The organism is Saccharothrix texasensis (assembly GCF_003752005.1).
Classification (GTDB): Bacteria; Actinomycetota; Actinomycetes; order Mycobacteriales; family Pseudonocardiaceae; genus Actinosynnema; species Actinosynnema texasense.
On record NZ_RJKM01000001.1, the window covers coordinates 4,953,643 to 4,978,530 of the forward strand.

Annotated in this window: 23 protein-coding genes and 1 tRNA gene; 5 read left to right on the forward strand and 19 right to left on the reverse strand. The window is 72.7% G+C overall.

Going from position 1 to position 24,888, the window contains the following annotated elements; genetic code table 11:
• Positions 1-4 precede the first annotated feature (4 nt).
• The 7 genes from EDD40_RS21320 to ftsH are packed head-to-tail and all read right to left on the reverse strand — an operon-like array spanning position 5 to position 5,774.
• The gene (locus EDD40_RS21320) at positions 5-457 is read right to left on the reverse strand and encodes a DUF3180 domain-containing protein (protein ID WP_123744496.1); all 453 of its coding nucleotides are present in this window, start codon (positions 455-457) and stop codon (positions 5-7) included.
• A gap of 17 nt (positions 458-474) precedes the next feature.
• A complete protein-coding gene (locus tag EDD40_RS21325) occupies positions 475-1,131 on the reverse strand; it encodes a maleylpyruvate isomerase family mycothiol-dependent enzyme (protein ID WP_123744497.1) in 657 nt (218 codons plus the stop codon).
• A 53-nt stretch (positions 1,132-1,184) separates the two neighbouring features.
• A complete protein-coding gene (gene folK / locus EDD40_RS21330) occupies positions 1,185-1,682 on the reverse strand; it encodes a 2-amino-4-hydroxy-6-hydroxymethyldihydropteridine diphosphokinase (protein ID WP_123744498.1) in 498 nt (165 codons plus the stop codon).
• Positions 1,675-2,037: a dihydroneopterin aldolase gene (gene folB / locus EDD40_RS21335; protein ID WP_123748185.1), complete on the reverse strand. Its 363-nt coding sequence runs from the start codon at positions 2,035-2,037 to the stop codon at positions 1,675-1,677. The genes folK and folB overlap by 8 nt, the downstream gene beginning before the upstream one ends.
• A 28-nt stretch (positions 2,038-2,065) precedes the next feature.
• Positions 2,066-2,887 carry a dihydropteroate synthase gene (gene folP, locus EDD40_RS21340; RefSeq protein ID WP_123744499.1) on the reverse strand — a complete coding sequence of 274 codons (822 nt, stop codon included), beginning with the start codon at positions 2,885-2,887 and terminating at the stop codon, positions 2,066-2,068.
• Positions 2,884-3,507 (reverse strand): GTP cyclohydrolase I FolE, encoded by a 624-nt coding sequence (gene folE / locus EDD40_RS21345; RefSeq protein WP_123748186.1) that lies wholly within the window; start codon positions 3,505-3,507, stop codon positions 2,884-2,886. Before folE ends, folP begins: the two co-directional genes overlap by 4 nt.
• Before the next feature lie 17 nt (positions 3,508-3,524).
• Positions 3,525-5,774, reverse strand: a complete 2,250-nt coding sequence (ftsH, locus tag EDD40_RS21350) for an ATP-dependent zinc metalloprotease FtsH (RefSeq protein ID WP_123744500.1) — start codon at positions 5,772-5,774, stop codon at positions 3,525-3,527.
• A gap of 421 nt (positions 5,775-6,195) precedes the next feature.
• Here ftsH and EDD40_RS21355 point away from each other — a divergent pair, with 421 nt between their 5' ends.
• Positions 6,196-7,899, forward strand: coding sequence for a substrate-binding and VWA domain-containing protein (locus EDD40_RS21355; protein WP_123744501.1), 1,704 nt, complete (start codon positions 6,196-6,198; stop codon positions 7,897-7,899).
• Between the two features lie 71 nt (positions 7,900-7,970).
• Here the strand turns inward: EDD40_RS21355 and hpt are convergent, their stop codons facing one another.
• The 4 genes from hpt to dacB form a co-directional block, all read right to left on the reverse strand.
• Positions 7,971-8,522 (reverse strand): hypoxanthine phosphoribosyltransferase, encoded by a 552-nt coding sequence (hpt, locus tag EDD40_RS21360; protein ID WP_123744502.1) that lies wholly within the window; start codon positions 8,520-8,522, stop codon positions 7,971-7,973.
• A 17-nt stretch (positions 8,523-8,539) separates the two neighbouring features.
• Entirely contained in the window at positions 8,540-9,451 is a 912-nt protein-coding gene (gene tilS / locus EDD40_RS21365; RefSeq protein WP_123744503.1) for a tRNA lysidine(34) synthetase TilS, read from the reverse strand.
• Entirely contained in the window at positions 9,448-10,461 is a 1,014-nt protein-coding gene (locus EDD40_RS21370) for a zinc-dependent metalloprotease (RefSeq protein WP_123744504.1), read from the reverse strand. Before EDD40_RS21370 ends, tilS begins: the two co-directional genes overlap by 4 nt.
• A gap of 206 nt (positions 10,462-10,667) precedes the next feature.
• Positions 10,668-12,290 (reverse strand): D-alanyl-D-alanine carboxypeptidase/D-alanyl-D-alanine endopeptidase, encoded by a 1,623-nt coding sequence (gene dacB / locus EDD40_RS21375; protein WP_123744505.1) that lies wholly within the window; start codon positions 12,288-12,290, stop codon positions 10,668-10,670.
• A 114-nt stretch (positions 12,291-12,404) separates the two neighbouring features.
• On the opposite strand from dacB, the gene EDD40_RS21380 reads away from it, so the two are divergent.
• Positions 12,405-12,908, forward strand: a complete 504-nt coding sequence (locus EDD40_RS21380) for an inorganic diphosphatase (RefSeq protein WP_123744506.1) — start codon at positions 12,405-12,407, stop codon at positions 12,906-12,908.
• 105 nt (positions 12,909-13,013) lie between these two features.
• Here the strand turns inward: EDD40_RS21380 and EDD40_RS21385 are convergent, their stop codons facing one another.
• Complete coding sequence (locus tag EDD40_RS21385; RefSeq protein WP_123744507.1) at positions 13,014-14,690, reverse strand: MDR family MFS transporter; 1,677 nt, start codon at positions 14,688-14,690, stop codon at positions 13,014-13,016.
• Positions 14,690-15,205, reverse strand: coding sequence for a MarR family winged helix-turn-helix transcriptional regulator (locus EDD40_RS21390; RefSeq protein ID WP_123744508.1), 516 nt, complete (start codon positions 15,203-15,205; stop codon positions 14,690-14,692). Before EDD40_RS21390 ends, EDD40_RS21385 begins: the two co-directional genes overlap by 1 nt.
• A gap of 291 nt (positions 15,206-15,496) precedes the next feature.
• Here EDD40_RS21390 and EDD40_RS21395 point away from each other — a divergent pair, with 291 nt between their 5' ends.
• Positions 15,497-16,186 carry a thermonuclease family protein gene (locus EDD40_RS21395; protein ID WP_246037757.1) on the forward strand — a complete coding sequence of 230 codons (690 nt, stop codon included), beginning with the start codon at positions 15,497-15,499 and terminating at the stop codon, positions 16,184-16,186.
• Between the two features lie 11 nt (positions 16,187-16,197).
• Positions 16,198-17,148, forward strand: a complete 951-nt coding sequence (locus tag EDD40_RS21400; protein WP_123744510.1) for a TIGR03617 family F420-dependent LLM class oxidoreductase — start codon at positions 16,198-16,200, stop codon at positions 17,146-17,148.
• Here EDD40_RS21400 and EDD40_RS21405 read toward each other — a convergent pair.
• The 3 genes from EDD40_RS21405 to EDD40_RS21415 all read right to left on the reverse strand — a co-directional run bounded on the left by EDD40_RS21405 (position 17,135) and on the right by EDD40_RS21415 (position 18,537).
• On the reverse strand, positions 17,135-17,314 hold the full coding sequence (locus EDD40_RS21405) for a hypothetical protein (RefSeq protein WP_148088852.1): 180 nt from the start codon (positions 17,312-17,314) through the stop codon (positions 17,135-17,137). The two genes, EDD40_RS21400 and EDD40_RS21405, sit on opposite strands and share 14 nt — an antisense overlap.
• Positions 17,315-17,467: 153 nt before the next feature.
• Positions 17,468-18,361 carry a hypothetical protein gene (locus EDD40_RS21410; RefSeq protein ID WP_148088853.1) on the reverse strand — a complete coding sequence of 298 codons (894 nt, stop codon included), beginning with the start codon at positions 18,359-18,361 and terminating at the stop codon, positions 17,468-17,470.
• Positions 18,362-18,463: 102 nt separating this feature from the next.
• A tRNA-Thr gene (locus EDD40_RS21415) sits at positions 18,464-18,537 on the reverse strand.
• Between the two features lie 126 nt (positions 18,538-18,663).
• On the opposite strand from EDD40_RS21415, the gene EDD40_RS21420 reads away from it, so the two are divergent.
• On the forward strand, positions 18,664-20,259 hold the full coding sequence (locus EDD40_RS21420; RefSeq protein ID WP_123744513.1) for a hypothetical protein: 1,596 nt from the start codon (positions 18,664-18,666) through the stop codon (positions 20,257-20,259).
• A gap of 15 nt (positions 20,260-20,274) precedes the next feature.
• Here EDD40_RS21420 and EDD40_RS21425 read toward each other — a convergent pair whose 3' ends face one another.
• The 3 genes from EDD40_RS21425 to EDD40_RS21435 all read right to left on the reverse strand — a co-directional run bounded on the left by EDD40_RS21425 (position 20,275) and on the right by EDD40_RS21435 (position 24,831).
• Positions 20,275-21,396: a patatin-like phospholipase family protein gene (locus tag EDD40_RS21425; RefSeq protein ID WP_123744514.1), complete on the reverse strand. Its 1,122-nt coding sequence runs from the start codon at positions 21,394-21,396 to the stop codon at positions 20,275-20,277.
• Positions 21,397-21,583: 187 nt separating this feature from the next.
• A complete protein-coding gene (locus EDD40_RS21430) occupies positions 21,584-22,783 on the reverse strand; it encodes a DNA polymerase III subunit delta' (protein ID WP_123744515.1) in 1,200 nt (399 codons plus the stop codon).
• Positions 22,784-22,803: 20 nt separating this feature from the next.
• A complete protein-coding gene (locus EDD40_RS21435; RefSeq protein WP_236594621.1) occupies positions 22,804-24,831 on the reverse strand; it encodes a bifunctional MFS transporter/dTMP kinase in 2,028 nt (675 codons plus the stop codon).
• Positions 24,832-24,888 lie beyond the last annotated feature (57 nt).

Genomic DNA, 24,888 nt, shown 5'->3' on the forward strand with positions numbered 1-24,888 from the left:
GTATCTATTGATCGAGGTGCGGGTCGTCGGGTGTCCTGCAGCTCCGTTCCAGCCACAACGCGGCGGCGATGAGCAGGCCCGCGCAGACCGCGCCGACGCTCGCGCTGAGCACGTCGTGACCCGCCGCCTCGAACTCGCCGCGTGCCGGCAGCACGTAGACCAGCACGCCCGCCCACGCGCCCAGCATGATCGCGCCGAGCACCGACGACGCCTTGGCGAACGCGACCGCCCGAGCCGCGGCCAGCGGCTCGACGGGCCGCGCGCCCGGCTTGCGCAGGATGCGGGCGCGCAGCGAGACCGCCAGCCAGAGGTTCACCGCCGCGATCACCAGCAGGGTGAAACCGGCGAACGTCGGCAGCGGCGGCAGCGTGTCGTAGGCGAGCCTGATCAGCAGGTGCGCGAGCAGGCCCGCGACGAGTCCGGCGGCGAGCAGGTCACGGGGTTTGGTGAACCTCACCCCACCATCGTCCCCGACTACTCGACCAGCGCGGTGCCGCGCCTGCCGAACAGCGACAGCTCGGGCAGCCACGGGCCGGGGTCGGTGTCCCAGTCCAGCGCGCGCACCTGGTCGTCGTCACGCCGCCCGCCGAGCACGCGCAGCAGCTCGAACGACGACGTCCGCAACGCGCCCGCCGGCTCGCCCTCGCCGAGGACGCGGTCGCCGTGCTCCAGGGTGACCCGCAACGCGGGCAGGTGCTTGGCCCGCAGCCGCTTGTCCAGGTCCTGCAACGGCCGGGTCAGCGCCGCCCGCACGGCCGCGGTGTCCCGCTCGCCCGGCTGCCCCAGCGCGGCCCGGATGTCGTGCTCGTGCGAGATGATCTCGGCGATCAGCAGCGCCCCCGCCGGCGAGTCGAACAGCCCTTCGGCGACCTGGAAGTTCCGCTCCCACTCGACCAGCAGCTCGCCGAGGGGCCGACCGCGCCGGGCGTGCACCTGCCGCTCGCCCCACGAGCCGTCGTCGACGCCCTCGAAGCGCCGCTCGGTGAAGTCGCCGAGGCCACCCGCCAGGTGCGCGACCACGTCCCGGACCGTCCACCCGGGACACGCCCCGACCGGCGCGTCGGGATCGCCGCCGGTGACCAGGCTGATGATCCGCCGCCGTGCGGCGTCGTAAGTGACCGCGTTGCTCATCGCGCCACCTCCGCGCCCACGCTAACCCCGCCGCACGGGCCCCGCAGCGCCGCTCACCCCAGGCTGGACCACGTCAGGCGGAGGTCGTCCCGCCGGGTGACGCCGGTGAGGTCGAGGCCCGCGAGCAGCTCGCGCACCGGGCCGTGCCCCGGCACGACCGCGTCCGGGTCCACGTCCAGCCACGGCGCCAGCACGGACGCGCGGTCGTGCGCGCCGGGGTGCGGCAGCAGCAGCTCCGGGTCCGACGACCGCACGCCGTCCACCGCCACGACGTCCACGTCGAGCGTGCGGGGGCCCCAGCGCAGCTCCCGGACCCGCCCGGCCGCCTGCTCCAGCGCCTGGCCGCGGCGCAGCCAGCCCCACTCGTCCACGTCGCCGGACACGATCAGCACCGCGTTGAGGAAGTCGCCCTGGTCCGTGACGCCCCACGGCGCCGTCTCGTACACCGGCGACGCGGCCACCAGCACGTCGGCGAACCCGGCCACCGCGAGCCGCAGGTGGCCCAGCCGGTCGCCCAGGTTCGAGCCGAGCGACAGCACCGCCCTAGTCACGCGTGCGCCGGATGGTCACCGAGACGTCCGCGAACGCCAGCGGGATCGGGGCCGACGGCTTGTGCACGGTCACCTCGACCGCCCGCACCCGCAGGTCGGTCATCACCTCGTCGGCGACCTTGCCCGCCACCGTCTCGATCAGGTCGTACGGCGCGCCGGCCACGATCGCCGCGGTCCGCTCGGCCAGCTCGCCGTAGTGCAGCGTCTCCCGCAGGTCGTCGGTGGCCGCCGCGCGCGACAGGTCCAGCCACGCGGTGACGTCGACCAGGAAGTCCTGGCCGTCGCGCTTCTCGTGCTCGAACACGCCGTGGAACCCGCGCACCCGCAGGCCGCGCAGCGAGATCCGATCCGAGATCCCGGCCACCTCCGCCGAGCCTCCCAGGTCAGGGGGCATGTCCGTCCTTCCACGCCCGCGCCACGGCCACCGCGTCCAACGACCGGTCGACGTCGTGCACCCGCACGCCCCACGCGCCGTGGAACGCCGCCAGCGCCGACACCGCCGCGGTCGCGTCCTCCCGGCCGTCCGGCGCCCGGTCGCCGAGCAGCGAGCCGAGGAACCGCTTGCGCGACGCGCCCACCAGCACCGGGAAACCCAGCTCCAGCAGCGAGCCGAGCCCGTGCAGCAGCTGCCAGTTGTGCGTGGCGTCCTTCGCGAACCCCAGCCCGGGGTCGAGGATGATGTCGTCCTGGGCCACACCGGCGGCCAGGGCGGCGTCCACCTGGCGGCACAGCTCGTCGCGCACGTCGCGCACCACGTCGTCGTACACGGCCAGCCGGTCCATCCCCCGGCTGTGCCCGCGCCAGTGCATCAGCACGTACGGCACGCCCGCCGACGCCACCAGGGGCGCCATCGCCGGGTCGGCCAGCCCGCCGGACACGTCGTTGACGATCGACGCGCCCGCTTCCAGCGCCGCCCGCGCCACCTCGGCCCGCGTGGTGTCCACGCTGACCGGCACGCCCTCCGCGACCAGCGCCTCGATCACCGGCGCGACCCGCGCGGCCTCGACCTCCGGCGACACCCGGTCCGCGCCGGGGCGCGTCGACTCGCCGCCCACGTCGACCAGGTCCGCGCCGCGGCGGAACAGGGCCACGCCGTGCGCCACCGCGTCGTCCACGTCGAGGTACCGGCCGCCGTCGGAGAACGAGTCCGGGGTGACGTTGAGGACGCCCACCACCACGCAGTGCCCCGGCCTGGGCACGCTCACCGCAACCGCCCCTTGATCAGGTCGATCGCCTCGGCCCGCGACGACGCCGAGTCGCGCAGCAGCCCGCGCACCGCCGACGTCGTGGTCCGCGAGCCCGGCTTGCGCACGCCGCGCATGGCCATGCACAGGTGCTCGGCCTCGACCACCACGATCACGCCGCGCGGGTCGAGCCGGCGCATCAGCGCGTCCGCCACCTGCGACGTCAGCCGCTCCTGCACCTGGGGCCGCTTGGCGTACAGGTCGACCAGCCGGGCCAGCTTCGACAGCCCGGTGACCCGGCCGTGCTCGTTCGGGATGTACCCGACGTGCGCGACGCCGTGGAACGGCAGCAGGTGGTGCTCGCAGAACGAGAACATCGGGATGTCGGTGACCAGCACCAGCTCCTCGTGGCTCTCGTCGAACGTCTTGGCCAGCACGCTGTCCGGGTCGGTGTGCAGCCCGGCGAACAGCTCCCGGTACGCCCGCGCCACCCGGCCGGGCGTGTCGCGCAGCCCTTCGCGCTCCGGGTCCTCACCGCACGCGAGCAGCAGCTCGCGCACCGCGGTCTCGGCGCGCTTCTGGTCGAAGGGCCGGCGCGCGAGACCGGCCCCCCCGTTCGCGGAGAGGCCGGTCTGGTCGATCGCGGTGCCGTGCTCGGTCACGTGCGGTTGTCCGGGTCCGTGTCGAAGGACCGCTTCCCCGCTTCCGCGTCCGTCGGCTCCGGCCGCCACTGCGGTGGCTGCGGAGCGCCGCCGGGCGCCGTCGCGGGGGTCCACCCGGGCGGGGCGCCGTAGTTCGGCGGACCGGACGACGGGTGCTGCGGCGGGTAGGGCTGCGACGGCTGCGGTTGCTGCTGCGGGTAGGCCTGCGGGTGCGGGCCCAGGGGGAGCACGCCGTTCTGGCCGTTCGGCGGCGTGGGCGTCGGGTCCAGGGCCGGTGGTTCGGCGTCCAGGGTGTCCTCGATCGCCGGCGGCCACGGCTCGCCGCGCTCCTTGGCCAGTTCCGCCGGCGTCTTGACCGGCGGCTTGTCCGACGGGGTGCGGTGACCGAAGTCGTTGAACTTCGTGATCCGCGGGCGCTTCTCGACCTCGGCGAAGATCCGCTCCAGGTCCTTCTGGTGCAGCGTCTCCTTCTCGATCAGCTCCAGCGTCAGCGCGTCGAGCACGTCGCGGTAGGTGTTGAGCACCTCGTAGGCCTCGGTGTGCGCGGCCTCGATGAGCTCGCGGACTTCCTCGTCGATCTCGTGCGCGACCTCGAGCGAGTAGTCGGCCTGCCGGCCCGCCGTGCGGCCGAGGAACGGCTCGCCCTGCTCCTGGCCGTACTTGACCGCGCCGAGCCGGGCGGACATGCCGTACTCGGTGACCATCGCGCGGGCGATCTTGGTCGCCTGCTCGATGTCGTTGGACGCGCCCGTGGTCGGCTCGTGGAAGACCAGCTCCTCGGCGGAGCGGCCGCCCAGCGCGAACACCAGCCGGGCGATCATCTCGGACCTGGTCATCAGGTCCTTGTCCTCCTCGGGCACGGAGAGGGTGTGACCACCCGTCCGGCCGCGGGCGAGGATCGTGACCTTGTAGACCGGGTCGATGTCCGGCATCGCCCACGCGGCCAGGGCGTGCCCGGCCTCGTGGTAGGCGGTGATCTTCTTCTCCTTCTCGGAGATGATCCGGCTCTTGCGGGCCGGACCGCCGATCACGCGGTCCACCGACTCTTCCAGCTCGACCCCGCTGATCACCGTGCCGTTCTTGCGCGCGGTGAGCAGGGCGGCCTCGTTGATCACGTTGGCCAGGTCGGCGCCGGAGAAGCCCACGGTGCGCTTGGCCAGGCCGTCCAGGTCCGTCTCCGGGGCCAACGGCTTGCCCTTGGCGTGCACGCGCAGGATCTGCTTGCGCCCCTTCAGGTCCGGCGCGGACACCGGGATCTGCCGGTCGAACCGGCCGGGGCGCAGCAGCGCCGGGTCGAGGATGTCGGGCCGGTTCGTCGCCGCGATCAGGATGATCCCGCCGCGCGAGTCGAAGCCGTCCATCTCCACCAGCAGCTGGTTGAGCGTCTGCTCGCGCTCGTCGTGACCGCCGCCGAGGCCCGCGCCGCGGTGGCGGCCGACCGCGTCGATCTCGTCGACGAAGATGATGCACGGCGCGTTCTGCTTGGCCTGCTCGAACAGGTCGCGCACGCGCGAGGCGCCCACGCCGACGAACATCTCGACGAAGTCCGAGCCGGAGATCGAGTAGAACGGCACGCCCGCCTCGCCGGCCACGGCGCGCGCGAGCAGCGTCTTGCCGGTGCCGGGCGGGCCGTACAGCAGCACGCCCTTGGGGATCTTCGCGCCCAGGGCCTGGTAGCGGCCCGGGTTCTGCAGGAAGTCCTTGATCTCGTAGAGCTCCTCGACGGCCTCCTCGGCGCCCGCGACGTCGCCGAACGTCGTCTTGGGCATGTCCTTCGAGAGCTGCTTGGCCTTCGACTTGCCGAAGTTCAGGACGCGGTTCCCGCCGCCCTGGGAGTTGTTCATCATCCACATCAGCAGGAGCAGCAGCAGACCCAGCGGGATCATGTACAGCAGCATCTGCATCAGGAACGAGTCCTGCGTGACCTTGGTCTCCACGACGGGCTTGTTGCCCGCTTGATCGAGGATGGTGAAGACCTCGTCCGTCGAGCTCGCCGGGAACTGGGCGCGCACGCGGTTGCTGCCCTCGACGGTCACCCCGTCGTTGAGGGTGAGCTTGAGGAGCTGCTCCTTGTCCTCGATCGTGGCTTCCTTGACCTGGCCGTCCCGGATCTGTTGCAGTGCCTGGGACGTCTTGATCGGGGCATAGCCCCGGTTGTCGTCGAAGAGCACGTTGAAGGCGTAAAAGAGCAACAACACCGCCACGATCCACAGCAGCGGGTTGCGAAGCAGGCGCTTGCGGTCCATGCACTTACGGCCGACGGGCGGCCTCGACCCTCCCTGACTTGTCGACGGGCGCAGACGGGCACACCCGTCCGACCAGACTACCGCCCGTGGCTCGGGCGAAGCGCTCCGCGTGCGGGCCCTGTCGCGTCTTGCCGGACCAACGGGCGAGGAGCCCTCCGTGTTCCCGTGGTGACCGCGGACACCGATCGCAGGTCAACGAGGTTCCCCCGGTCGGCTGATCGGGGGTGAACCGACGGGGGTCCGAGCCCGTAACCACTCACGAGGGGTTATCCCCTACTAGCAGGTAGCGACAACTTGAGGGCCACTCGGGTGACGTAGAACACGAGAGTTTGTCATGTGAGTGAGCCGTGTCATCCTCGGCAACCAACCGAGTGTTCCTCACACACCCGAAAGGGTGAACACCGACCGAAGGTACGAAGTCATGTCAGCTCGCAACCCGGACCGTCCCGGCCGCCTGCGCCGCGTCATCCTGCCGCTGGGCGCGCTGCTCGGCGTCATCGCCGCCGCCGGCGTCACCGTGGTGGCCCTGCGAGCCACCAGCGGACCCGAGTGCAAGGGCACCCTGCCGCTCAAGATCGCGGTGACCCCGGCGATCGAGGAAGTGGTGCGCGGCGCGGCCGACGACTACCAGGCGACCCAGCCGATCGTGGACGGCAAGTGCGTGCAGGTGCAGGTCGAGGCGCGCGGCGCGGCCGACGTGGCCAACGACCTGCCGACCGCGCAGATCAACCCGCCCGCGCTGTGGGTGCCGGACTCGTCCATGTGGGCGGCGGAGACCCAGCGGCAGGCCGGTGACGAGGGCGGCGAGGACGCGCCGCGGCTGGAGATCCACGACCCGCTGGCGGGCTCCCCGCTGGTGATCGCGGGCTCGGAGGGCGCCATGACCGCGCTCGGCTGGCCGATCACGCCCGTGAGCTGGGCGAAGGTCGTCGACCCGAAGGTGCCGGTGACGCTGAGCGACCCGACCACCTCCACCGAGGGCCTGGCCACGCTCGCGGTCATCCGGGCCCAGCTGGGCAACCCGGACGGCACGCCGAAGCCGGAGCTGATCGGCGCGCTGCTGCGGGTGGGCCGCAACGCGCTGCCGTCCGTGCGCGACGCGTTCGGCAAGGTCGTGCAGGGCGCGGACGACGCGCCCGTGTTCACCGCGTCGGAGCAGTCCGTGCTGGCCGCCAACCGCACGGCCGGGTCGCGCCGGGTCGTCGCCTCCTACCCCAAGGAGGGCACGGTCTCGTTCGACTACCCCCTGGTGCGGGTGAGCCGGTCGAGCGAGCAGGCGGGCACCGCGCAGGCCGCGACCGGCTTCGAGCAGGCGTTGCGCACCGGCCGGACCGCCCAGCGGTTCGCCGAGGCCGGTTTCCGCACGCCGGACGGCAAGGCGCCCGGCGGCTGGACGAACGAGGAGCAGGGCGTGCGCGGCGACGACGTGGCCGTGCTCAAGACGCCGGACCCGGACCAGGTCTCCGAGCTGCTGCGCACGTGGGGCGCGGTCAGCCTGGACACCCGGCTGCTCGCGGTGCTGGACGTGTCCGGCTCCATGGCCGAGAAGATGAGCAACGGCCAGACCCGGGTCGAGGCGGCCCGCGAGGCGGCGCTGACCGCGCTGGGCATGCTGCCCGACACCTCGGAGATCGGCCTGTGGGCGTTCTCGACGAACAAGAAGCCGCCGAACGACTGGATCGAGCTGGTGCCGGTCGGTCCGCTCGGCGAGCCGATCGGCGGCGCGCCGCGGCGGGTGCAGCTGCAGAAGGGCGCGGGCAACCTGCCCGCCCTGGTCGGCGGCGGCACGGCGCTGAACGAGACGGCGCTGGCCGCGTTCCGGCACGTGCAGGGGACCTACGACCCGTCGAAGATCAACTCGGTCACGCTGATCACCGACGGCAGCAACGACGACATCTCCAGCATCGACCTGCCCGGCCTGCTGGCCACGCTGAGGCAGGAGGCCGACCCGTCGCGGCCGGTGCCGATGATCATGGTGGGGCTGGGCGCGGACGCCGACATGAACGCGTTGCGGCAGATCGCCGAGGCCACGGGCGGCAAGGCCTACCAGGCGATGGAGCCCGAGGACATCCGCGGCGTGCTGCTGGACGGCATCTCGCAGAGGCGCTGCCGGCCCAACTGCTGAGCCGGCCCGACCGCTGGACGAGCACGGGAACGGGGGCGGCCCCTCCACGGGGCTGCCCCCGTCCACCGCGTTCAGCCCGAGTAGACCTTGGGGTCCAGCGCGCCGATGTAGGGCAGGTCGCGGTAGCGCTCGGCGTAGTCCAGGCCGTAGCCCACCACGAACTCGTTCGGGATCTCGAAGCCGACGTACTTCACCGGCACCTCGACCTTCACCGCGTCCGGCTTGCGCAGCAGCGTGCAGACCTCCAGCGACCGCGGCTTGCGCGACGCCAGGTTCTTGAGCAGCCACGACAGCGTGAGGCCCGAGTCGATGATGTCCTCGACGATGATCACGTCGCGGTCCGCGATGTCCCGGTCGAGGTCCTTGAGGATGCGCACCACGCCGGAGGACGAGGTCGACGAGCCGTAGGAGCTCACCGCCATGAACTCCAGCTGCACCGGCACCGGCAACGCCCTGGCCAGGTCGGTCATGAACATCACCGCGCCCTTGAGCACGGTGATCAGCACCAGGTCGTTCCCGCCGTCGGCCGGGTAGTCAGCCGCGACCTTGTTGGCCAGCTCGGTGACCTTGTCGCTGATCTCCTGCTCGCTGATGAGCACGGAGCTGATGTCGCCGTCGTACACGGACGGTTCCCCTTTTGTCATGACTGCACTGGTTCCACTCGCAGCCTGCCATGAGCACGCCGCGCCACAAAGCCACCGGGCAGCCACACGCCGCCCTGCCCGCGCCACTCGCTCACCAGCGCGTCCACCCGGCGCAGGTGCGAGTCGGACAACTCGGGCACGTTCTCCGCCAGCAGCCAGCGGCGCAGGACGCGGCGGCGCAGCGCGGTCGGCAGGCGGCCCACCTCGGCCACCGAGCGGCGGTCGCCGTCGAACGCCTCGGCCAGCTCGTCCAGCGCGTCGTTGTCCTCGCGCAGGTGGGCGGCGGTGCGGGCGAGCGCGTCGGCCACACCGCCCTGGAGCACGTCCTCCAGCAGCGGCAGGACCTCGCGGCGCAGGCGGACCCTGGTGTAGCGCGGGTCCTCGTTGTGCGGGTCTCGCCAGGGCGTGAGGCCGAGTTCGTCACATGCGGCCTCCGTCACGGCGCGGGGCACCCGCAGCAGCGGACGACCCCACGGCGGGTCGTGCGCGCGCATGCCCGCGATGCTGCGCGGCCCGGAGCCGCGGCCCAGGCCGAGCAGGACGGTCTCGGCCTGGTCGTCCCTGGTGTGGCCGAGCAGGACCAGGCCGCGCTCCGGTCTCAGCGCCGCGTACCTGGCCTTGCGGGCGGCGGCCTCAGGTCCACCCGATCCGGTGACCTCCACCCGGCGCACCTCGGCGGTCAGGCCCAACTCGCGGCACGTGCGCGCGGCCCGTTCGGCGACCCGCGCCGAGTCGGCTTGCAGACCGTGGTCCACGACGACCGCGGCCGCCTCGGTCAGCCGGGCCGTGACGGCGGCCAGGGCGAGCGAGTCCGCGCCGCCGCTGACGGCCACCGTCACCCGGTCGGGCCGGTGGTCGGCGAGGAAGCGCTTGACGGCCGTGCGCACCTCGGCGAGCGGTCCGTTCACGGTTGGACGCGACGCAGCCATCCGGCCGGGTCGGCGATCTCCGCGCGCGTGGGCAGGGTCTCGGCGCTGGTCCAGACGGTGTTGAAGCGCTCCATGCCGACCGCGTCGACCACGTGTCCGGTGAACGCCGCGCCCTCCGCGTACTGGCGGACCTTCGCCTCGACGCCGAGGAGCGTGCGCAGCACCCGGTCCAGCACGCCACCGCCCTGGCGGCGGGCGGTGAAGCGCTCGCGGATCGTGCGGACCGACGGCACGACGTCCGGGCCGACGGCGTCCATCACGTGGTCGGCGTGGCCCTCCAGCAGCGTCGACAGGGCGATGAGCCGGTCGAGCACCTCGCGCTGGCCGGGGCTCTGCAGCAGCTCCACCAGGCCGCCCGACTCGCGCAGCCGCTTCGGCAGGTCGCGCAGGCGCGGCGCGGAGCTCTCGTCCATGCTGCCGAGCAGGGTGGCGACCAGGCCCGCGAAGTGCCCGGCGAGCCACGGCACGGCGGTGAACTGGAGGCGGTGGGTGCCCTCGTGCAGGCAGACCCACATGCTGAAGTCCTCGCCGGAGACGTCGAGGGCGCGTTGCGCGCCGACGATGTTCGGCGCGACCAGCAGCAGCCTGCCGCCCTCGGAGAACGGGTCGTACTGGCCGAGCACCCGGCCGCTGAGGAAGGCGATGACGACGCCCGCCTGCACGCCCGCCGTGCCCGCGAGGACGCCGCCGAACGCGCCGGACTGCTTGGGCAGGGCGCCGTCGGTGAGGGCGGCGAGGCCCTGCACGGCGGCCCGCACCCAGGCGGGCCGGTCGACCACCTCGCCCTGCTTGAGCGGCGTGCCGTGTCCGAGGCCGGTGAGCTCGCGGACGTGCACCTCGGCGTCGACGGCGAGTTCCCGCAGGCGGTGCACGGCGATGTCGGCCTCGGCTCTGGGCACGATCGGGCCGGGGCGGACGAGCTTGGTCGCCGTGGTGACGGCCAGGGCCCAATCGACCGGGGCACTGCGGTCCTGCGTCGCCGGGTTCACCCTCCTGACGCTACCTGCGCGGACCGCCCGCACAACACTCCCGCGTCCACGTCCTGAACGCTCACTTCGCCTGTTCCGAACGCAGGACACGCGCGTTCCGAACGCAGGACACGCGCGAGAGTCCTACGTTCACGCCGCGCGTGTCCTGCGTTCCGAACAGGCGTGTCCTACGTTCGGAACAGGTGAGTCGAGCGTTCGGGGCGGGGTCAGCAGCCGCAGGTCCGGAGCGCGGCGGCCATCTCGTCCAGCGCGCCGCGCACCAGGGAGTTGTTCTGCTCGGGGCTCAACGACATGAACGTGAACACCAGCAGCCGGCCGTCCACGTCCACCACCACGCCCGCGAGCGTGTTCACCGAGGTCAACGTGCCCGTCTTGGCCCGCACCCAGCCCCGGCCGCCCGCGCCCCACTGCTCGTAGCGGGTCGCCAGCGTGCCGCTGCCGCCCGCCACCGGCAGGGCCGTCAGCAGCGGCCGCAGCTCGGCCGTCTTCGGGTCGGCCGCGTCCGGTTTCGCCGCCGCCACGAGCACGTCCGCCAGCAGCTTCGCGGGCACCTTGTCGTTCGGCGACAGCCCGCTGCCGTCCACGACCGTCGACGTCGACAGGTCGAACCCGTGCTCGGTCAGCACCTGCCGCACCGCCTGCGCCGCCCCCGCGAACGACGGCTCCAGCCCGCGCGCCTTGGCCACCTCGCGCGCCATCGTCTCGGCCAGCACGTTGTCCGAGATCTGCATCAGGTTCTCGACCAGCTGCTCGACCGTCGCGGACTTCACCTCGCCGAGCACCTCCGCGCCCGGCGACGCCACGACCGGCGTGGCCGACGACGGCACGCCCAGCCGCTGCGCCAACGCCAGGGCCGCCGCCGCCGCGGGCGTGGCCGTGCGCGGCGTGTCGTACTTGGACGGGTCGCCGCGCCCGCCGTCCAGCATCACCGGCTCGATCGGCGCCACGTACCCGTTCGGCACGTCGCTGGGGTCCCAGCCGGGCGCGGTGCCCGGCCCCACGTACCGCGACACGTCGTACTGCACCTGCGTCACCGGGCCGCCGGACGCGCGGACCTGCGCGGCCAGGTCGTCGACCGTGGGCGCGCCGGGGTACACCGTCGTCTCGCCGGCGGGCCGGGACGACAGCGTCGGGTCGCCGCCGCCCACCAGCACGACCACGCCCGGCTGCGCGCCGCGCACGACCTTCGTCGAGAACTGGGCCGAGTGGTCGAGGGCCAGCAGCGCCGCCGCCGCGGTCAGCACCTTGATCGTGGACGCGGGTGTCTGCGGCGTCGTCTCGCCCTGGTTCCACAGCGCCGCGCCGGTCGCCGGGTCCACCACGAGGCCCGCCAGCGGCGCCAGCAGCCCGTTCGCCGCCGGGCCGGCGAGCACCGCCCGCACGCCCGCCGCCGTGGCCTGCTTGCCGTCCGCGCCGACGCCCTTCACCGACAACGACACGGGCGCGGGCGGCAGCGGCGCGGCGGTCGTCGGCACGGGCGTGGCGTCGAACCACCCGCGCTGCGTGCCGACCACCGCCGTGCCGGCGAGGGCGATCACCACCAACACGACCGCGGCGACCACGAACGGGCGCTTGCGCCGCCGCGTCGGAGGCGACGGCTCTTCACGTTCCGTGATCGGTTCAGGGACCGGTTCAGGTTCCGACTTGATCTCGGTCGGCGGCGCGGGCGGGGTCGGCGCGGCGGGCTTCGGCGGCACCCTCACGGGTGTGGCCGGCACCGGCGCCGGGATCCGCATGGTGGGCGGGTCAGGCCGCCTGACCTGCACCGTCGGCGGCTCGCGGTCGACCTCGTCACCGTCGAAAGTCGGCCACGATGGCTCGTCGGGCACGCAGTCCTCCGCGGTCGAGTACGGGCAACGTCACACCCTCTGCCAGGGGTTGACGAGACGACGTAGTCCACACTAGTGGCGTAACGAACGGCGAAGACGAGCGAGGACCGCGCAGTGGAGTTCGACGTCACCATCGAGATCCCCAAAGGGGTCCGCAACAAGTACGAGATGGACCACAAGACGGGTCGCATCCGGCTGGACCGGACCCTGTTCACGGCCACTCAGTACCCGGCGGACTACGGGTTCGTGGACAACACGCTCGGCGAGGACGGCGACCCGCTCGACGCTCTCGTGCTGGTCCAGGAGCCGACGTTCCCCGGTTGCCTGATCCGCTCGCGCGCGATCGGCATGTTCCGGATGACCGACGAGAAGGGCGGCGACGACAAGCTGCTCTGCGTCCCGGCGGAGGACCCGCGCTCCGAGCACCTGCGCGACATCCACCACCTGAACGAGTTCTACCGGCTGGAGATCCAGCACTTCTTCGAGGTCTACAAGGACCTGGAGCCGGGCAAGAGCGTCGAGGGCGCGACGTGGGTCGGTCGCACCGAGGCCGAGGCCGAGATCGTCCGCTCGTACCAGCGGCTGAAGGACGCCGTGGCGCGCGGCGAGGACCACTGAGCTGACACGCGAGAGGCCCGCCCCCCTTCCGGGGAGCGGGCCTCTTCCGCTGTCCGGCTTCCGCTGTCCGGTGCGCCGAGCTGTCGGCGCGCCGCGATCGGCGGGTCAGTGCATCGCGATGGGCGCGGGCTTCTCGCCCTCCGCGTTCTGGTCCTGCACCCGCTCCAGGCCGGACCGGTTGGACAGCGGGACCTCGCGCAGGAACCAGATGACCGCGAAGCCGATCGCCGTCACCACGCCGCCGACCAGGAACACCAGGTCGATCGACGAGGAGAAGCCGTCCAGGAACGGCCTGGCCAGCACCGGGTCGAGCTTGGTCAGGAACTCGGTGTTGTCCAGGTCGAAGCCCGAACCGCCACCCTGCAGGCCAACCGCGAACTCGCGGTTCTCCGGCCGGGCCAGCGCCGCCTGGAAGTCGGGCGTGCCGGCCGCCGCGCGCAGCGCGTTGCCGATCTTGTCGCCGACCGTGCTGAACAGGATCGACAGGAACACCGCGGTGCCGACCGTGCCGCCGATCTGGCGGAAGAACGTGGCCGACGAGGTCGCCACGCCCATGTCGCGCGGCTCGGCGTCGTTCTGGATGGCCACCAGCAGGGTCTGCATGCACAGGCCGAGACCGGCGCCCAGGAAGAACATCAGCGCCAGCGGCTGGTAGATCGGCGTGTCCGTGCCGACCGTGCTGAAGGCGAACAGCGCGACCGTCATCAGGCCGAACCCGATCACCGGGAACACCTTGTAGCGGCCGGTCTTCGCGGTGATGTTGCCGCTCGTGCCCGCCGCCATCATGATGCCGAACGTCAGCGGCAGCATCATCAGGCCGGACTCGGTGGCCGAGTAGCCCTTCACGATCTGCAGGTACAGCGGCAGCGAGACCATGCCGCCGAACATCCCGACGCCGAGCAGGAAGTTGATGACGTTGCCCAGCGCGAACGTCTGCCGCTTGAACAGCCGCAGCGGGAGCAGCGCCTCGTCGCCCATCCGCTTCTCCACGAGCACGAACCCGACCAGGCCGAGCACGCCGATGACGTACATGGCGATCGAGGTGCCCGACGCCCAACCCCAGCCGCGGCCCTGCTCGGCCACGATCAGCAGCGGCACCAGGCCGGTGGTCAGCAGGCCCGCGCCGACGAAGTCGATCCGGTGGTTCACCCGCTGGTGCGGGATGTTGAGCACCTTGGCCACCACGACGAGCGCGACCAGCGCGATCGGCACGTTGATCAGGAACACCCAGCGCCAGCCGGCCGTGCCGAGGAACGTCTCCATGCCCGCGAACAGGCCGCCGACCACGGGGCCCGCCACGCTGGAGATGCCGAAGACCGCCATGAAGTAGCCGGTGTAGCGGCTGCGCTCACGCGGCGAGGTGATGTCCGCCAGGATCGCCATGGCCAGCGACATCAGACCGCCGGCGCCGAGGCCCTGCACCGCGCGGAACGCGGCCAGCTCGTACATCGAGTTGGCGATGCCGGACAGCAGCGAGCCCGCGAGGAACAGCGAGATCGCGGTCAGGTACATCGGCTTGCGGCCGTAGATGTCGGACAGCTTGCCGTACAGCGGCGTGGAGACCGTCGCGGTGATCAGGTAGGCGGTGGTCGCCCACGCCTGGAGCGTCTGGCCGTGCAGCTCGTCCGCGATGGTCTTCATGGCCGTGGCCACGATCATCTGGTCGAGCGCGGCCAGGAAGAGCCCGAGCAGCAGACCCGACAGGATCGTCAGGATCTGCCGGTGGGTGAGCAGGGCGGCGCCGGGTGGCGGCGCGTCCGCTCGGGTTGTCGTTTCCGACATCACTTCTCCCCTTCTGAGCGCGGCCCCAGTCCGCTCTCAGCGATGAAATCCGGTAGCGCCTTCTCGTAGTCCCCCACGAAGCGCTCGAAGTACTCGATGAACTGGGTCCACTGCTGTGGGGACCAGTCCGCGAACAGGCGGGCCAGCGCGACGTTGCGCTGCGTGCGGCGTTCGGCGAGCAGCTGCGCGCCCGCTTCGGTCACCGCCAGCACGCTCGCCCGGCCGTCCTCCGGGTCGGCCCGGCGTTCCACCAGGCCGTCCTTGACCAGCGTCGCCACCTGGCGGCTGACCGTGGACGGGTCGGAGAACACCGCCTCGGCCAGGGCGCTGGACCGCGACGGGCCCATCTGGTTGAGGTTGGCCAGCAGGACGAAGGAAGCCTTGTCCAGGCCCGCCTTGCTCATGTGCGAGGCGACGCAGGCGTGCATCTTGTTCATCCGTACCAACGCCATGCCCATCCGGTCGGCCATGGCGAGCTCCTCGGCCCGCACTTCGTCACCTACCGGGGTCGCCATCACACACTCCGTTTGCTTGCATCAACCAACTAGTTGCTGGGTACAAGCATGCGCTCAACCGGGTGACATGGCAAACCGATTACCGGTGACTCCGGTCTCACGGTCGCCGGACTTAGCAGTTGACTCTCCGTGACCGACCGAGCATGCCAGGTGACGTGGGTAACACCCGGTCGTCGAGTTGACGATGAGGCGTGCATGGCAGGTAGACCCGCAGGCCCGGCGGATTCGGGCCCGTTAGCTTCCTGGCGCGCGCTCCCCCGCGAGCGCCGCTTCTTCATCACCGTCGGTGTCGTGTTGCTGCTCTTGTTCATCATCGGCATCGCGAACCTGGGAGGCGGAGAGGTCACCCCGCGTGCGCTTACCGCGGCGGAGACCACGACCACCCCCACCACCACTACGACCACCACGTCGTCGCGGACGACGACCACGACGACCACGCCTCCTCCCGTGCAGGTCGCGGAAGTGGTCGACGAGCGCACGATCACCCTGTCCGGCGGCGGGCGCGTGCTGCTGACCGGGCTCGCGCAGCCCGGCGAGTGCTGGTCCGCGGCCGCGGTGGACTTCCTGAGAACCGCGTTGGCGGGCAAGGACCTGCGCGTCGTCGGGGCGACCGTGCTGCTGCCCGACGGCGTCGACCTGGCCGTGCACGCGGTGAGCAACGGCATGGCCCGTGCCGGGCAGGCCGCCTCCGCCGCCCTCATCTCGGCCCAGGACGCGGCGAAGGCCGCCGGTCTCGGCCTGTGGGGCGCGCCCTGCGCCGGCGCGGACACCGTCGCGCCGCCGCCTCCGCCACCCCCGCCGCCCGCGCCCGCGCCGACGTACGACCCGCCGCCGCCCGCGCCCCGGCCGGAACAGCCGGCGAGCGCGTACTACGCGAACTGCGACGCCGTCCGCGCCGCGGGCGCCGCGCCGCTCTACGCCGGCCAGCCCGGCTACCGGGCAGCCCTGGACCGCGACAAGGACGGCGTGGCCTGCGAGTAGGTTCGAGCGCCGTGAAGGTGGACCGGCTGGAGATCGACTACGACCCCCTGACCGTGGTGGACGCGGCCCGGGCGGCCCGGGAGCAGGGCTGCGACGGCTTCTGGGTGGCCGAGACCAGGCACGACCCGTTCCTGGCGCTGGGCCGCGTGGCCGGGCTGGTCGACGGCGTCGAGCTCGGCACGGCCATCGCGGTGGCGTTCGCGCGCAACCCGATGAGCACCGCGGTGCAGGCCAACGACCTGCAACTGCTGTCGGGCGGCCGGTTCCACCTCGGCCTCGGCTCGCAGGTGGAACCGCACGTCACCAAGAGGTTCGGCATGCCGTGGTCACGGCCCGCCGCGCGGATGCGCGAGTTCGTGCTGGCGCTGCGGGCCGTCTGGCACACCTGGGCCACCGGGGAGCGGCTGAAGTTCCGCGGCGAGTTCTACACGCACACGCTGATGACGCCGTTCTTCGACCCGGGCCCCAACCCGCACGGTCCGCCGAAAGTGTGGCTGGCGGGCGTCGGCGAGCTGATGACCGAGGTCGCGGGCGAGGTGGCGGACGGGTTCCTGTGCCACTCGTTCACCACCGAGCGGTACTTGCGGGAGGTGACGCTGCCCGCGCTGGCGCGCGGCCGGGCGAAGGCCGGGAAGCCGCTCGCGGGCCTGGAGATCAGCGGGCCGTCGCTGGTGGCGTGCGACGAGGAAGGGGTGGCGGAGGTGCGGCGGCAGATCGCGTTCTACGGCTCGACGCCCGCCTACCGCAAGGTGTTGGACCTGCACGGCTGGGGCGACCTGCACGAGGAGCTGCACCAGCTGTCCCGGCGGCGGCGGTGGGACGACATGGCCGCCGCGGTCACCGACGAGGTACTGGCCGCCTTCGCCGTCGTGGGCACGCCCGCGGCGGCGAAGGCCGAGCTGACCCGCCGCTACGGCGACGTGATCACCCGGATCGCGGCGCCGGTCGTCAGGACCGGATGAGGTGCCGTCCGCTCGGCTCGTCCAGCATCACCCAGTGCCGGAACAGCTCGGCCCGGACCCGCGCCGCGGTCCGCCTCCGGACCCAGCGCCGGCGCCCGACGCGCGCCGCGAGCACGGCCAGCGGCAGGGCCAGCACCGTCAGCACGACCATCGTGACCATCGCCATCACCTCCACGGTGGCAACGACACGGTGACCCACCCCTGACGCCAATGGTGAAAAGGTCACCCCGATGGAGCAACGCCACGGACGAGAACGCGTCCGGGCGGTAACCGTCCTGCGGGCGCCACCCGGGTGGCCGCGCCCGAGGACCGCGGCCGCTCAACTGCCCCGGTAGCACCTGCGCACCTCGGGGACCGGGCCGGCGGATCGGACCACCTCGAACCTCACCAGGCCGCCGTTCGCGTGCTCCGGCGGCATCTCCAACAGCGTCACCTTCACCCACGCACCGGGTGAGGCAGCGGACCCGAGCGCGAGCACCGTGGATTCCCCCGCCCGCAGGGTGTCCTGGCACCCGACGTCGCCGAAGCCGATCTGCACGCCGACGAAGTTCGGCGCGTGGTACACGTTCGACACTCCGACCAGCACGGATCTGTCGGTCGTCCGGGCGCTGCCCAACGGGCTGACGAGCAGTTCCTCGACGACCGGGCTGGGCGGCGGAGACGAGGTCGTGGAGTGGGTCGTGGTCATGGTGGTGGTAGTCGTGACATCGGTTCCGGGCGTCACCAGCGGGCCGCGCACCCCTTCCGACGAAGGGGTGGTCACGGCTTCCTCGCCGAAGAACTCCTCACGGACGTCCTTCTGCAGGCCGAAGACGCCGCCGATGACGGCGAGGGCGGCGAGGAGACTCCCGAAGGCCGTCCAGACCTTCTTGAACGGCTTGTCGGCACCGGCCGTCGACGAATCAGGTGCGGCTCGGTCTGCCGCCGTGACGCCGGGCAGCTTCTCCGGCAGGGCCCACTCGTCGGCCGCGGTCGAGTCGACGTCCGACACCTGCCACGTGATGAGCCCGGCGCTCCCGCGCGTGATCCTCATGCGCAGCAGGCCGGCACTCCTGAGCGCCCCGGCGGACGCCTTGGCGGCGGCCGGGTCGAGCCCGGCGCGCTCGGCGATCTCGGCACCGGACAGCGCGTCGGTCCCACCCGCCCGCAACTCCACGATCGCCGCGAGGACGACCCTGTCCCGCTCGGCTAATCGCGACGGATCGACTCGCATGATCCACCCTCCGCAGTACCACGGCGGGGTGCGGGACCACCCCGGGCAAGCAGTCAGGCCCGGTCCGATGACACCGGACCGGGCCTGATCTGCATCCCACCGAGCCGCCTATCGGAATCGAACCGATGACCTGCTCATTACGAGTGAGCCGCTCTGGCCGACTGAGCTAAGGCGGCGAGACGCGACAACTATAGCCGACCTCCCCGCCGTCACCGAACCGGGGGATGGTCGTTAGAGCAACAAGTGACGTCGCTCACGCGGGCGCCGCACGATGACCGCCGCTGTCCTGGAGGTCCGACCACATGCGCCTGATGGCCCTGCCCGCCGCCGTCGTGCTGGTCGCGCTCTGCGCCGCCCCCGCCCTCGCCCAGCCGGTGACGACGCCGGTGCCCGGTCCGCGCGACCCGGGCCAGCCGCCGGTGTCCGCCGGACCGGCGCCCCGGACGCACGCGGTCGGCGACGCGGGCACCGGACTGGCCGTGGTCAGGCTCGCGCCCGGCTCGACGCCGACGAACACGATCCTGCCGGGCTTCGGCGAGCAGCTCCCCGCGCAGTCGGCGGCCGAGATCGGCGTCGGGCTCGCCTCCGCGCAGGCCAACACCGAGGCGTTCCTGTCCTACGAGCGGTCGGTGGCGCAGGCGTCACCGCTCGGCTTCGCGATCGGCGGTCGGGCGCCGCAGACGCCGGGCACGCTCGTGCAGACCGCCTCGCCGGACAACGCCGCGCCCGTCACCGGCGGCCTCACGCCGCCCGCCACCCCGCTGGACGCGCTGCTCAAGGTCGGCCTGCTCGACGGCAGCGTGCACGCCCGCTGGCACGACGAGCTGGGCCCGTGCGTGCGGCCCCTCGCCGACGCCAAGACCTCCGTCGCGTCCCTGAGCGTCCTCAACGCCATCCCGACCCTGCCCGGCACGCCCGACCTCACCGGCCTGCTCACCGGGGACGCGCCGAAGCTCGACGCCGCCGCCCGGCAGGCCCTGATCGACGGCGTCAAGCAGCTCGCCGCGCCGCTGAGCCGGCTCGGCGGCCTGCTCTCCGGCACACCCGACACCGGCGCGGAGGGCTCGCTGCTCAGCCTCCCCGACACGCTCAGCGCCCACTCCACCGTGGAGCTGGTCGACCTGCCCGGCAGCCCGAACAAGGCCGTGCGGTCGACGTCCACGCTCCAGGCCGCGAGCGTGCGCCTCCTGGCCGGCACGCCGGCGGAGATCCGCGTCGACGTGGTCGGCCGGCCGACGCTGGTCGCGCTGTCCACCGGCGACCGGGCCACCTCGGGCATCACCTACACCGCGCCCGTGCTGCGGGTCAGCCAGGGCGGCAGGGAGCTGGGCACGCTCGACGCGGCCCACCCGAAGCTGGACGTCCCGATCGGTGTCACGCCGGGGCAGCGGCTGCCGCTGGTCGGCGCGCTGGCCGAGGGCCTGCCGAGGCTCGACATCGGTGTGCTGCGGTTGCAGATCGCCCAGCTCAACCAGAAGGACGTGGTGATCGACGGCCCGTTGCAGCAGGGCGGTCCCGCCATCACGGGTTTCATGCTCGGGGCCACCGCGCGCCTGCTCGACCTCCAGCTGCTGCCGACCGACGCCCTCGGTCTGCCGAACCTGCCGTCGGCGCTGGCACAGGTGTCCCTGGGTGAGCAGGTCGTGCGCGCGGCGGCCCCGAACGGCGGTGTGGTCTGCGCTCCGGCGCAGGCGCCTCCGGGTGGCGGCGGGCAGGCCGCGCCGCCGAAGAAGGGCGAGCCGCTCGCCTACACGAACGCGGCGTACCGGACGGTCCCGATCTTCTGGACGGGCACCGCCCTGCTGCTGGTCGGCGTCGTCCTGGTGGCCGCCCTGCCGACCCGCCGCCCCCGCACCCGCGCCCGCCCGGTGACGGACGGCGGCACGCCGGCGTCCTAGCGCCTCACCCCGCGCTCACGGCATCGGCTCCCCGGCCGCCGGGCTCGGGTCGGGGACGACGCCGGATCGCACCACCGTCAGCCTCGGCACCACCTGCGCGTCGACGCCCTCCAACGCCAGGTGGGCCATCCGGTACGCCGAGCGCGCGCCGTCGAGCAGCTTGCCCCGGTCGACCTCGTGCCGCTTCACCTCGGGCGTGCCGGGCAGCGGCGCGAGGTCGAGCACCGCCGGCGACGCGTCCGGGGACTGCCGGCTCCGCGCCAGGTACGGCCGGTCCTCGGCCAGGTACTGCACCATCGAGGCGGTGAACCCGGAGCCGAGGCCCGGCCGCATCCGCTCCAGGTGGCGCGCGGCCAGCCGGTCGACCACCGACACCCCGGTCCTCGGCGGCGCGATCGGCCTGGTGCTCAACGACAGCACGTGCGTGCAGCGGTCCTCGACGGCGGCCCGGAAGGGGTGGAACCGCAGCACGCCGCCGTCGATGGCGCGGTGTCCCCGGAACGTGGTCGTGCCCTTGATCGCCAGCGGCAACCAGGTGCTCGCCCGCAGCGCCTCCCGCACGTCGTCCGGTGTGGAGAAATCGCTGACGTCGAGCGTCTTGAGCGCGTCGACGTCGGTCACCATCACGTGCAGCCGCTGGGCGGCGGCGATGATCGCCGCGTAGTCCAGCGGTTTGCGGCGGACGAGCACTTCCTCGAACACGTACGCGAGGTTCATCGGCCCTTCGCGCCGCAGCACCCGGCGGAAGTCGAGGAAAGCCGGATCGGTGAGGTCGTCGAAGTAGATGGACAGCGGGAACCAGGTGCGCCTGGCGATGAAGTACGCGCCGTTGACCGCGCCGGACGAGCACGCGTAGACGTCGTCGAACGCGTCGGCGAACCCGAGGTCCTCCACCGCGGTGAGCATCGCGCCGGAGACGACGCCGCGCAGACCACCGCCCTCGATGGCCAGCCCGACCTTGAGACCGTCGTCCCGCGCGCCGGGTTTGCTGCCCGCGGCGCGGCGGGCGCGCAGCACCTCTAGGACGGGGTGCGCGGGCGACCACGGCAGCCCGGCGTCCGAGTGCGCCGGCGACGCGATCGGGCGCGAGCCCGACAGCGGCGGCCGGTGGCGGCGTCGGCCGTTGTTCCAGGACATGCGGCGACGACCTCTCCCGAGAGCGCGGCTGTGCGATCAACGGTAGTGGCCGGTGACCGACTCCGGTTCGAGTCTGATCTTCATCACCCGAACGTATGAATCCGGCGATTCGCCGACCGCACGCCACCGTTGCCGCCCGCCCACGATCCCGCGGATCTGCCGTCGTCTTCCCCGGCGGACGGTCCGGTCAGCCCCGCTGGAGGGTGGTGAGCATGGCCTCGATGGCGATCCGCGGCTTCACGTTCAGCTCCAGCGCGGTCCGGCAGCTCAGCACGGCCTCGAGCCGGCGCAACGTCGACTCCGGCGTCCACTCCGCCGCCGCCGCGCGCGCGTCCTCGGCCCGGTCCGGGTGGTTGAGCACGGCGGTCGCGCCCGTCGAGGTCACCAGCACGTCCCGGTAGAACGCGGCCAGGTCGACCAGCGCCTGGTCCAGCGAGTCGCGCTGGGTCCGGGTGGCCCGCGACTTCTGCCGCTTCTCCAGGTCCTTCAGCGCGCCCTTGGCCCCCCGGGTCGCGGCGGCCGTGCCCTTGCCCGTGCCGCCGGCGCCCATGGCGGTCTCCAGCGCTTCGCGCTCGGCCACGTCCCGGCCCTCGTTCGCGGTCTGCGCGTCGCCCTCGGCGGCCGAGACGAGCTGGTCGGCGCACGTGAAGACGTCCGCGGGCCGCCGCAACGCGGTCGGGATCCGCAGCACCGCCTCGCGCCGGGCCCGCGACTGCTCGTCGGTGGCCAACCGCCGCGCCCGGCCCACGTGCCCGCCGCACACCGAGGCCGCCCACGACGCCACCTCCGGCGCCACGCCCTCGTGCTCCAGCGCCGACGCGATCGCCGCGACGCGCGGGGTCGCCAACGAGACGATCCGGCACCGCGACCGGATGGTCACCGACACGTCCTCGGGGTGGTCCGACGGCGCGCACAGCAGGAACACGGTCCGGGCCGGGGGCTCCTCCACGGCCTTGAGCAGCGCGTTCGCCGCGCCCTCGGTGAGCCGGTCGGCGTCGGCGATGATCACCACCTGCCACCGCCCGGACGTCGGGCGCCGGGCCGACACCTGCACCAGCGACCGCATCTCGGCCACCGAGATCGACAGGCCCTCGGGTGCGACGACCCGCACGTCGGCGTGCGTGCCGGCCAACGTGGTGTGGCACCCGGCGCACTCGCCGCAGCCCGGCCGGTCGTCCACGGCGCCGCACTGCAACGCGGCGGCGAACGCCCTGGCCGCGACGGAGCGCCCCGAGCCGGGCGGCCCGGTGAACAGCCACGCGTGCGTCATCGCGCCCGGGGCCGGCGTGCCGCCCGCCACGATCGACGCGGCCGCTTCCGCCGCCGCCGACAGCACCTCGACCGCCTCCGGCTGGCCGACGACGTCGCCCCACACACCACGGTTCACGCGGCGACCGTACCGATCCGTCAGGGCGTCTCCGCCACCGGCTTGACCGGCATCCTGGTCCGCCGCGCCAGCAGCGGCAGCACGGCGGTCCGCACCCGGTGGGCCACCTCGTCCTCGGTGCCGTCGGCGTCGACCACGACGTACCGCTCCGGGTCGGCCGAGGCCATGTCGGTCAGCAGCTTCTGCACCCGCCAGTGGTGCTCGACGGTGTCCAGCGTGCCGCCGGAGGCCCGGACCTGCGACGGCGTCCGGTCCAGCAGCACGGTCATGTCCGGCCGCAGCCTGCCGGTGGCCCAGTCGACCAGGCCCTCCACCTCGCGCGGCTCCACGCTGCCCGCCGCGCTGAAGTGCGCCAACGGGCTGTCGACGTACCGCTCCATGACGACCAGCGCGCCGTTGTCCAGCGCGGGCCGCACCTCGCGCTCCACCACGTCGGCCCGCACGGCGGCGGCCACCAGGGCGTGCGCGCGCACCCCGGCCAGGTCGGCGGTGGACAGCAGGTTGCGCAACCGCTGCTCGTCCAGGTCCGGGTCGGAGGCCAGCACGACCTCGCGGCCGGTCTCGCGCAACGCCTCCGCCAGCCTCCTGGCCTGCACGGACGTGTCCTGGCGGGTGTCGCCCTCGACCGCGATCAGCACGCCGCCGGTGCGCCGCGCCCGTCCCCGCAGCGCCGCGAGCAGGTCCGACAGGAACGGCTCGGAGCGCCGGTTGTCCATCTGGCGGTAGGCGATCAGCCCGAGCAGGGCGGCGATCACGCCCGCGCCGAACAGCACCGGCCGCGTCCCGTCTACCACCATCGGGTGACCGAAGACCGTGACCGTGCGCTTCTGCACCAGCGTGACCAGCAGCGGAGCGGCGGCCGACGCGGCGAACAGCACCACCTTCAGCAACGACTGGAGCAGCGCCACGGTCCGGCCGCGCATCGCGTCCTCGACCTGCGAGCCGACGATGGTCAGACCGGTGAGGAACGCCATGCCCGCCGACGCGCCGACGCACGCCACCGCGATCAGCGCCACCCACAGGTGCGGCGCGAACGCCACGAACAGCAGGCTCACGCCCGCGACCAGGATCGTCACGCCGAACAGCCGGTCGTAGGGCAGCCGGCGGGCCATCCGGGGCGCGGTCGCCATGCCCAGCGCCAGCCCGGCGAACACGGCCACGAACAGCAGGCCGAACGCGGAGTCGCCGCCCAGCAGCGACAGGGAGTACGGGGTGGCGGTGCCGATCACCGCGCCGGCCGCGGCGAACGCGCCGATCATGCCGATGACCAGGCCGCGGACCAGCGGCGTGCGGGCCGCGTACCTCATGCCGTCGCGCAGCATGGCGAAGAAGCCGGGCGCCTCGCCGTTCTCGCGGGTCCGCTTCACCGCGGCGATCCGGCCGGACAGCTCCGGGATGCGGGTCGCCACGATGATCGCCGAGGTGACGTACAGCGCGCCGTTGACCATGACCGCGATGGTCGCGATGCGGAACTCGAGGTCGCTGTTCTGCAGGCCGAGGTAGCCGGGGATGCCGGAGATGATCGAGTACAGGCCCGCGCCGGAGATGACCGAGATGCCGTAGGTCATCACCAGGCCGAGCTGGTTGGCCGTTTCCACCTGGTCGGGTCGGCGCAGCAGGTTCGGCACGGCCGAGTCCTTGGCCGGGATCCACAGCATCGCGCAGCAGCCGACCAGGAAGTTCGCGATGAACAGCCACCACGCCGTGCCGACCAGCGCGATGGAGATGAACAGGCCGCCGCGCAGCAGGTCGCAGACCACCATGATCTTGCGGCGGTCGAACCGGTCCGCGAGCACGCCGCCGAGCGGCGCGAACAGGATGCCGGGCAGCAGCTGGGTCAGCACGACCAGGCTGAGCGAGAAGCTCTGCCACTGGTAGCTGTCCATCATCTTGGTGACCAGGCCCGTCAGGGCCAACAATGACAACCAGTCACCGACACTGCACAGATAGGTGACGCCCCAGAGCCTGCGGAACGGCCGGATCGCCAACACGCTGCGAATCCGGTGGCTGGTCGAGGCCGCTGTGCCGCCGTCTTGGATGGTGCTCACCCCCGCCGATGGTGCAGGCAGTAAGGGTAGCCGGACCGATTCACCCGTCTGACCACA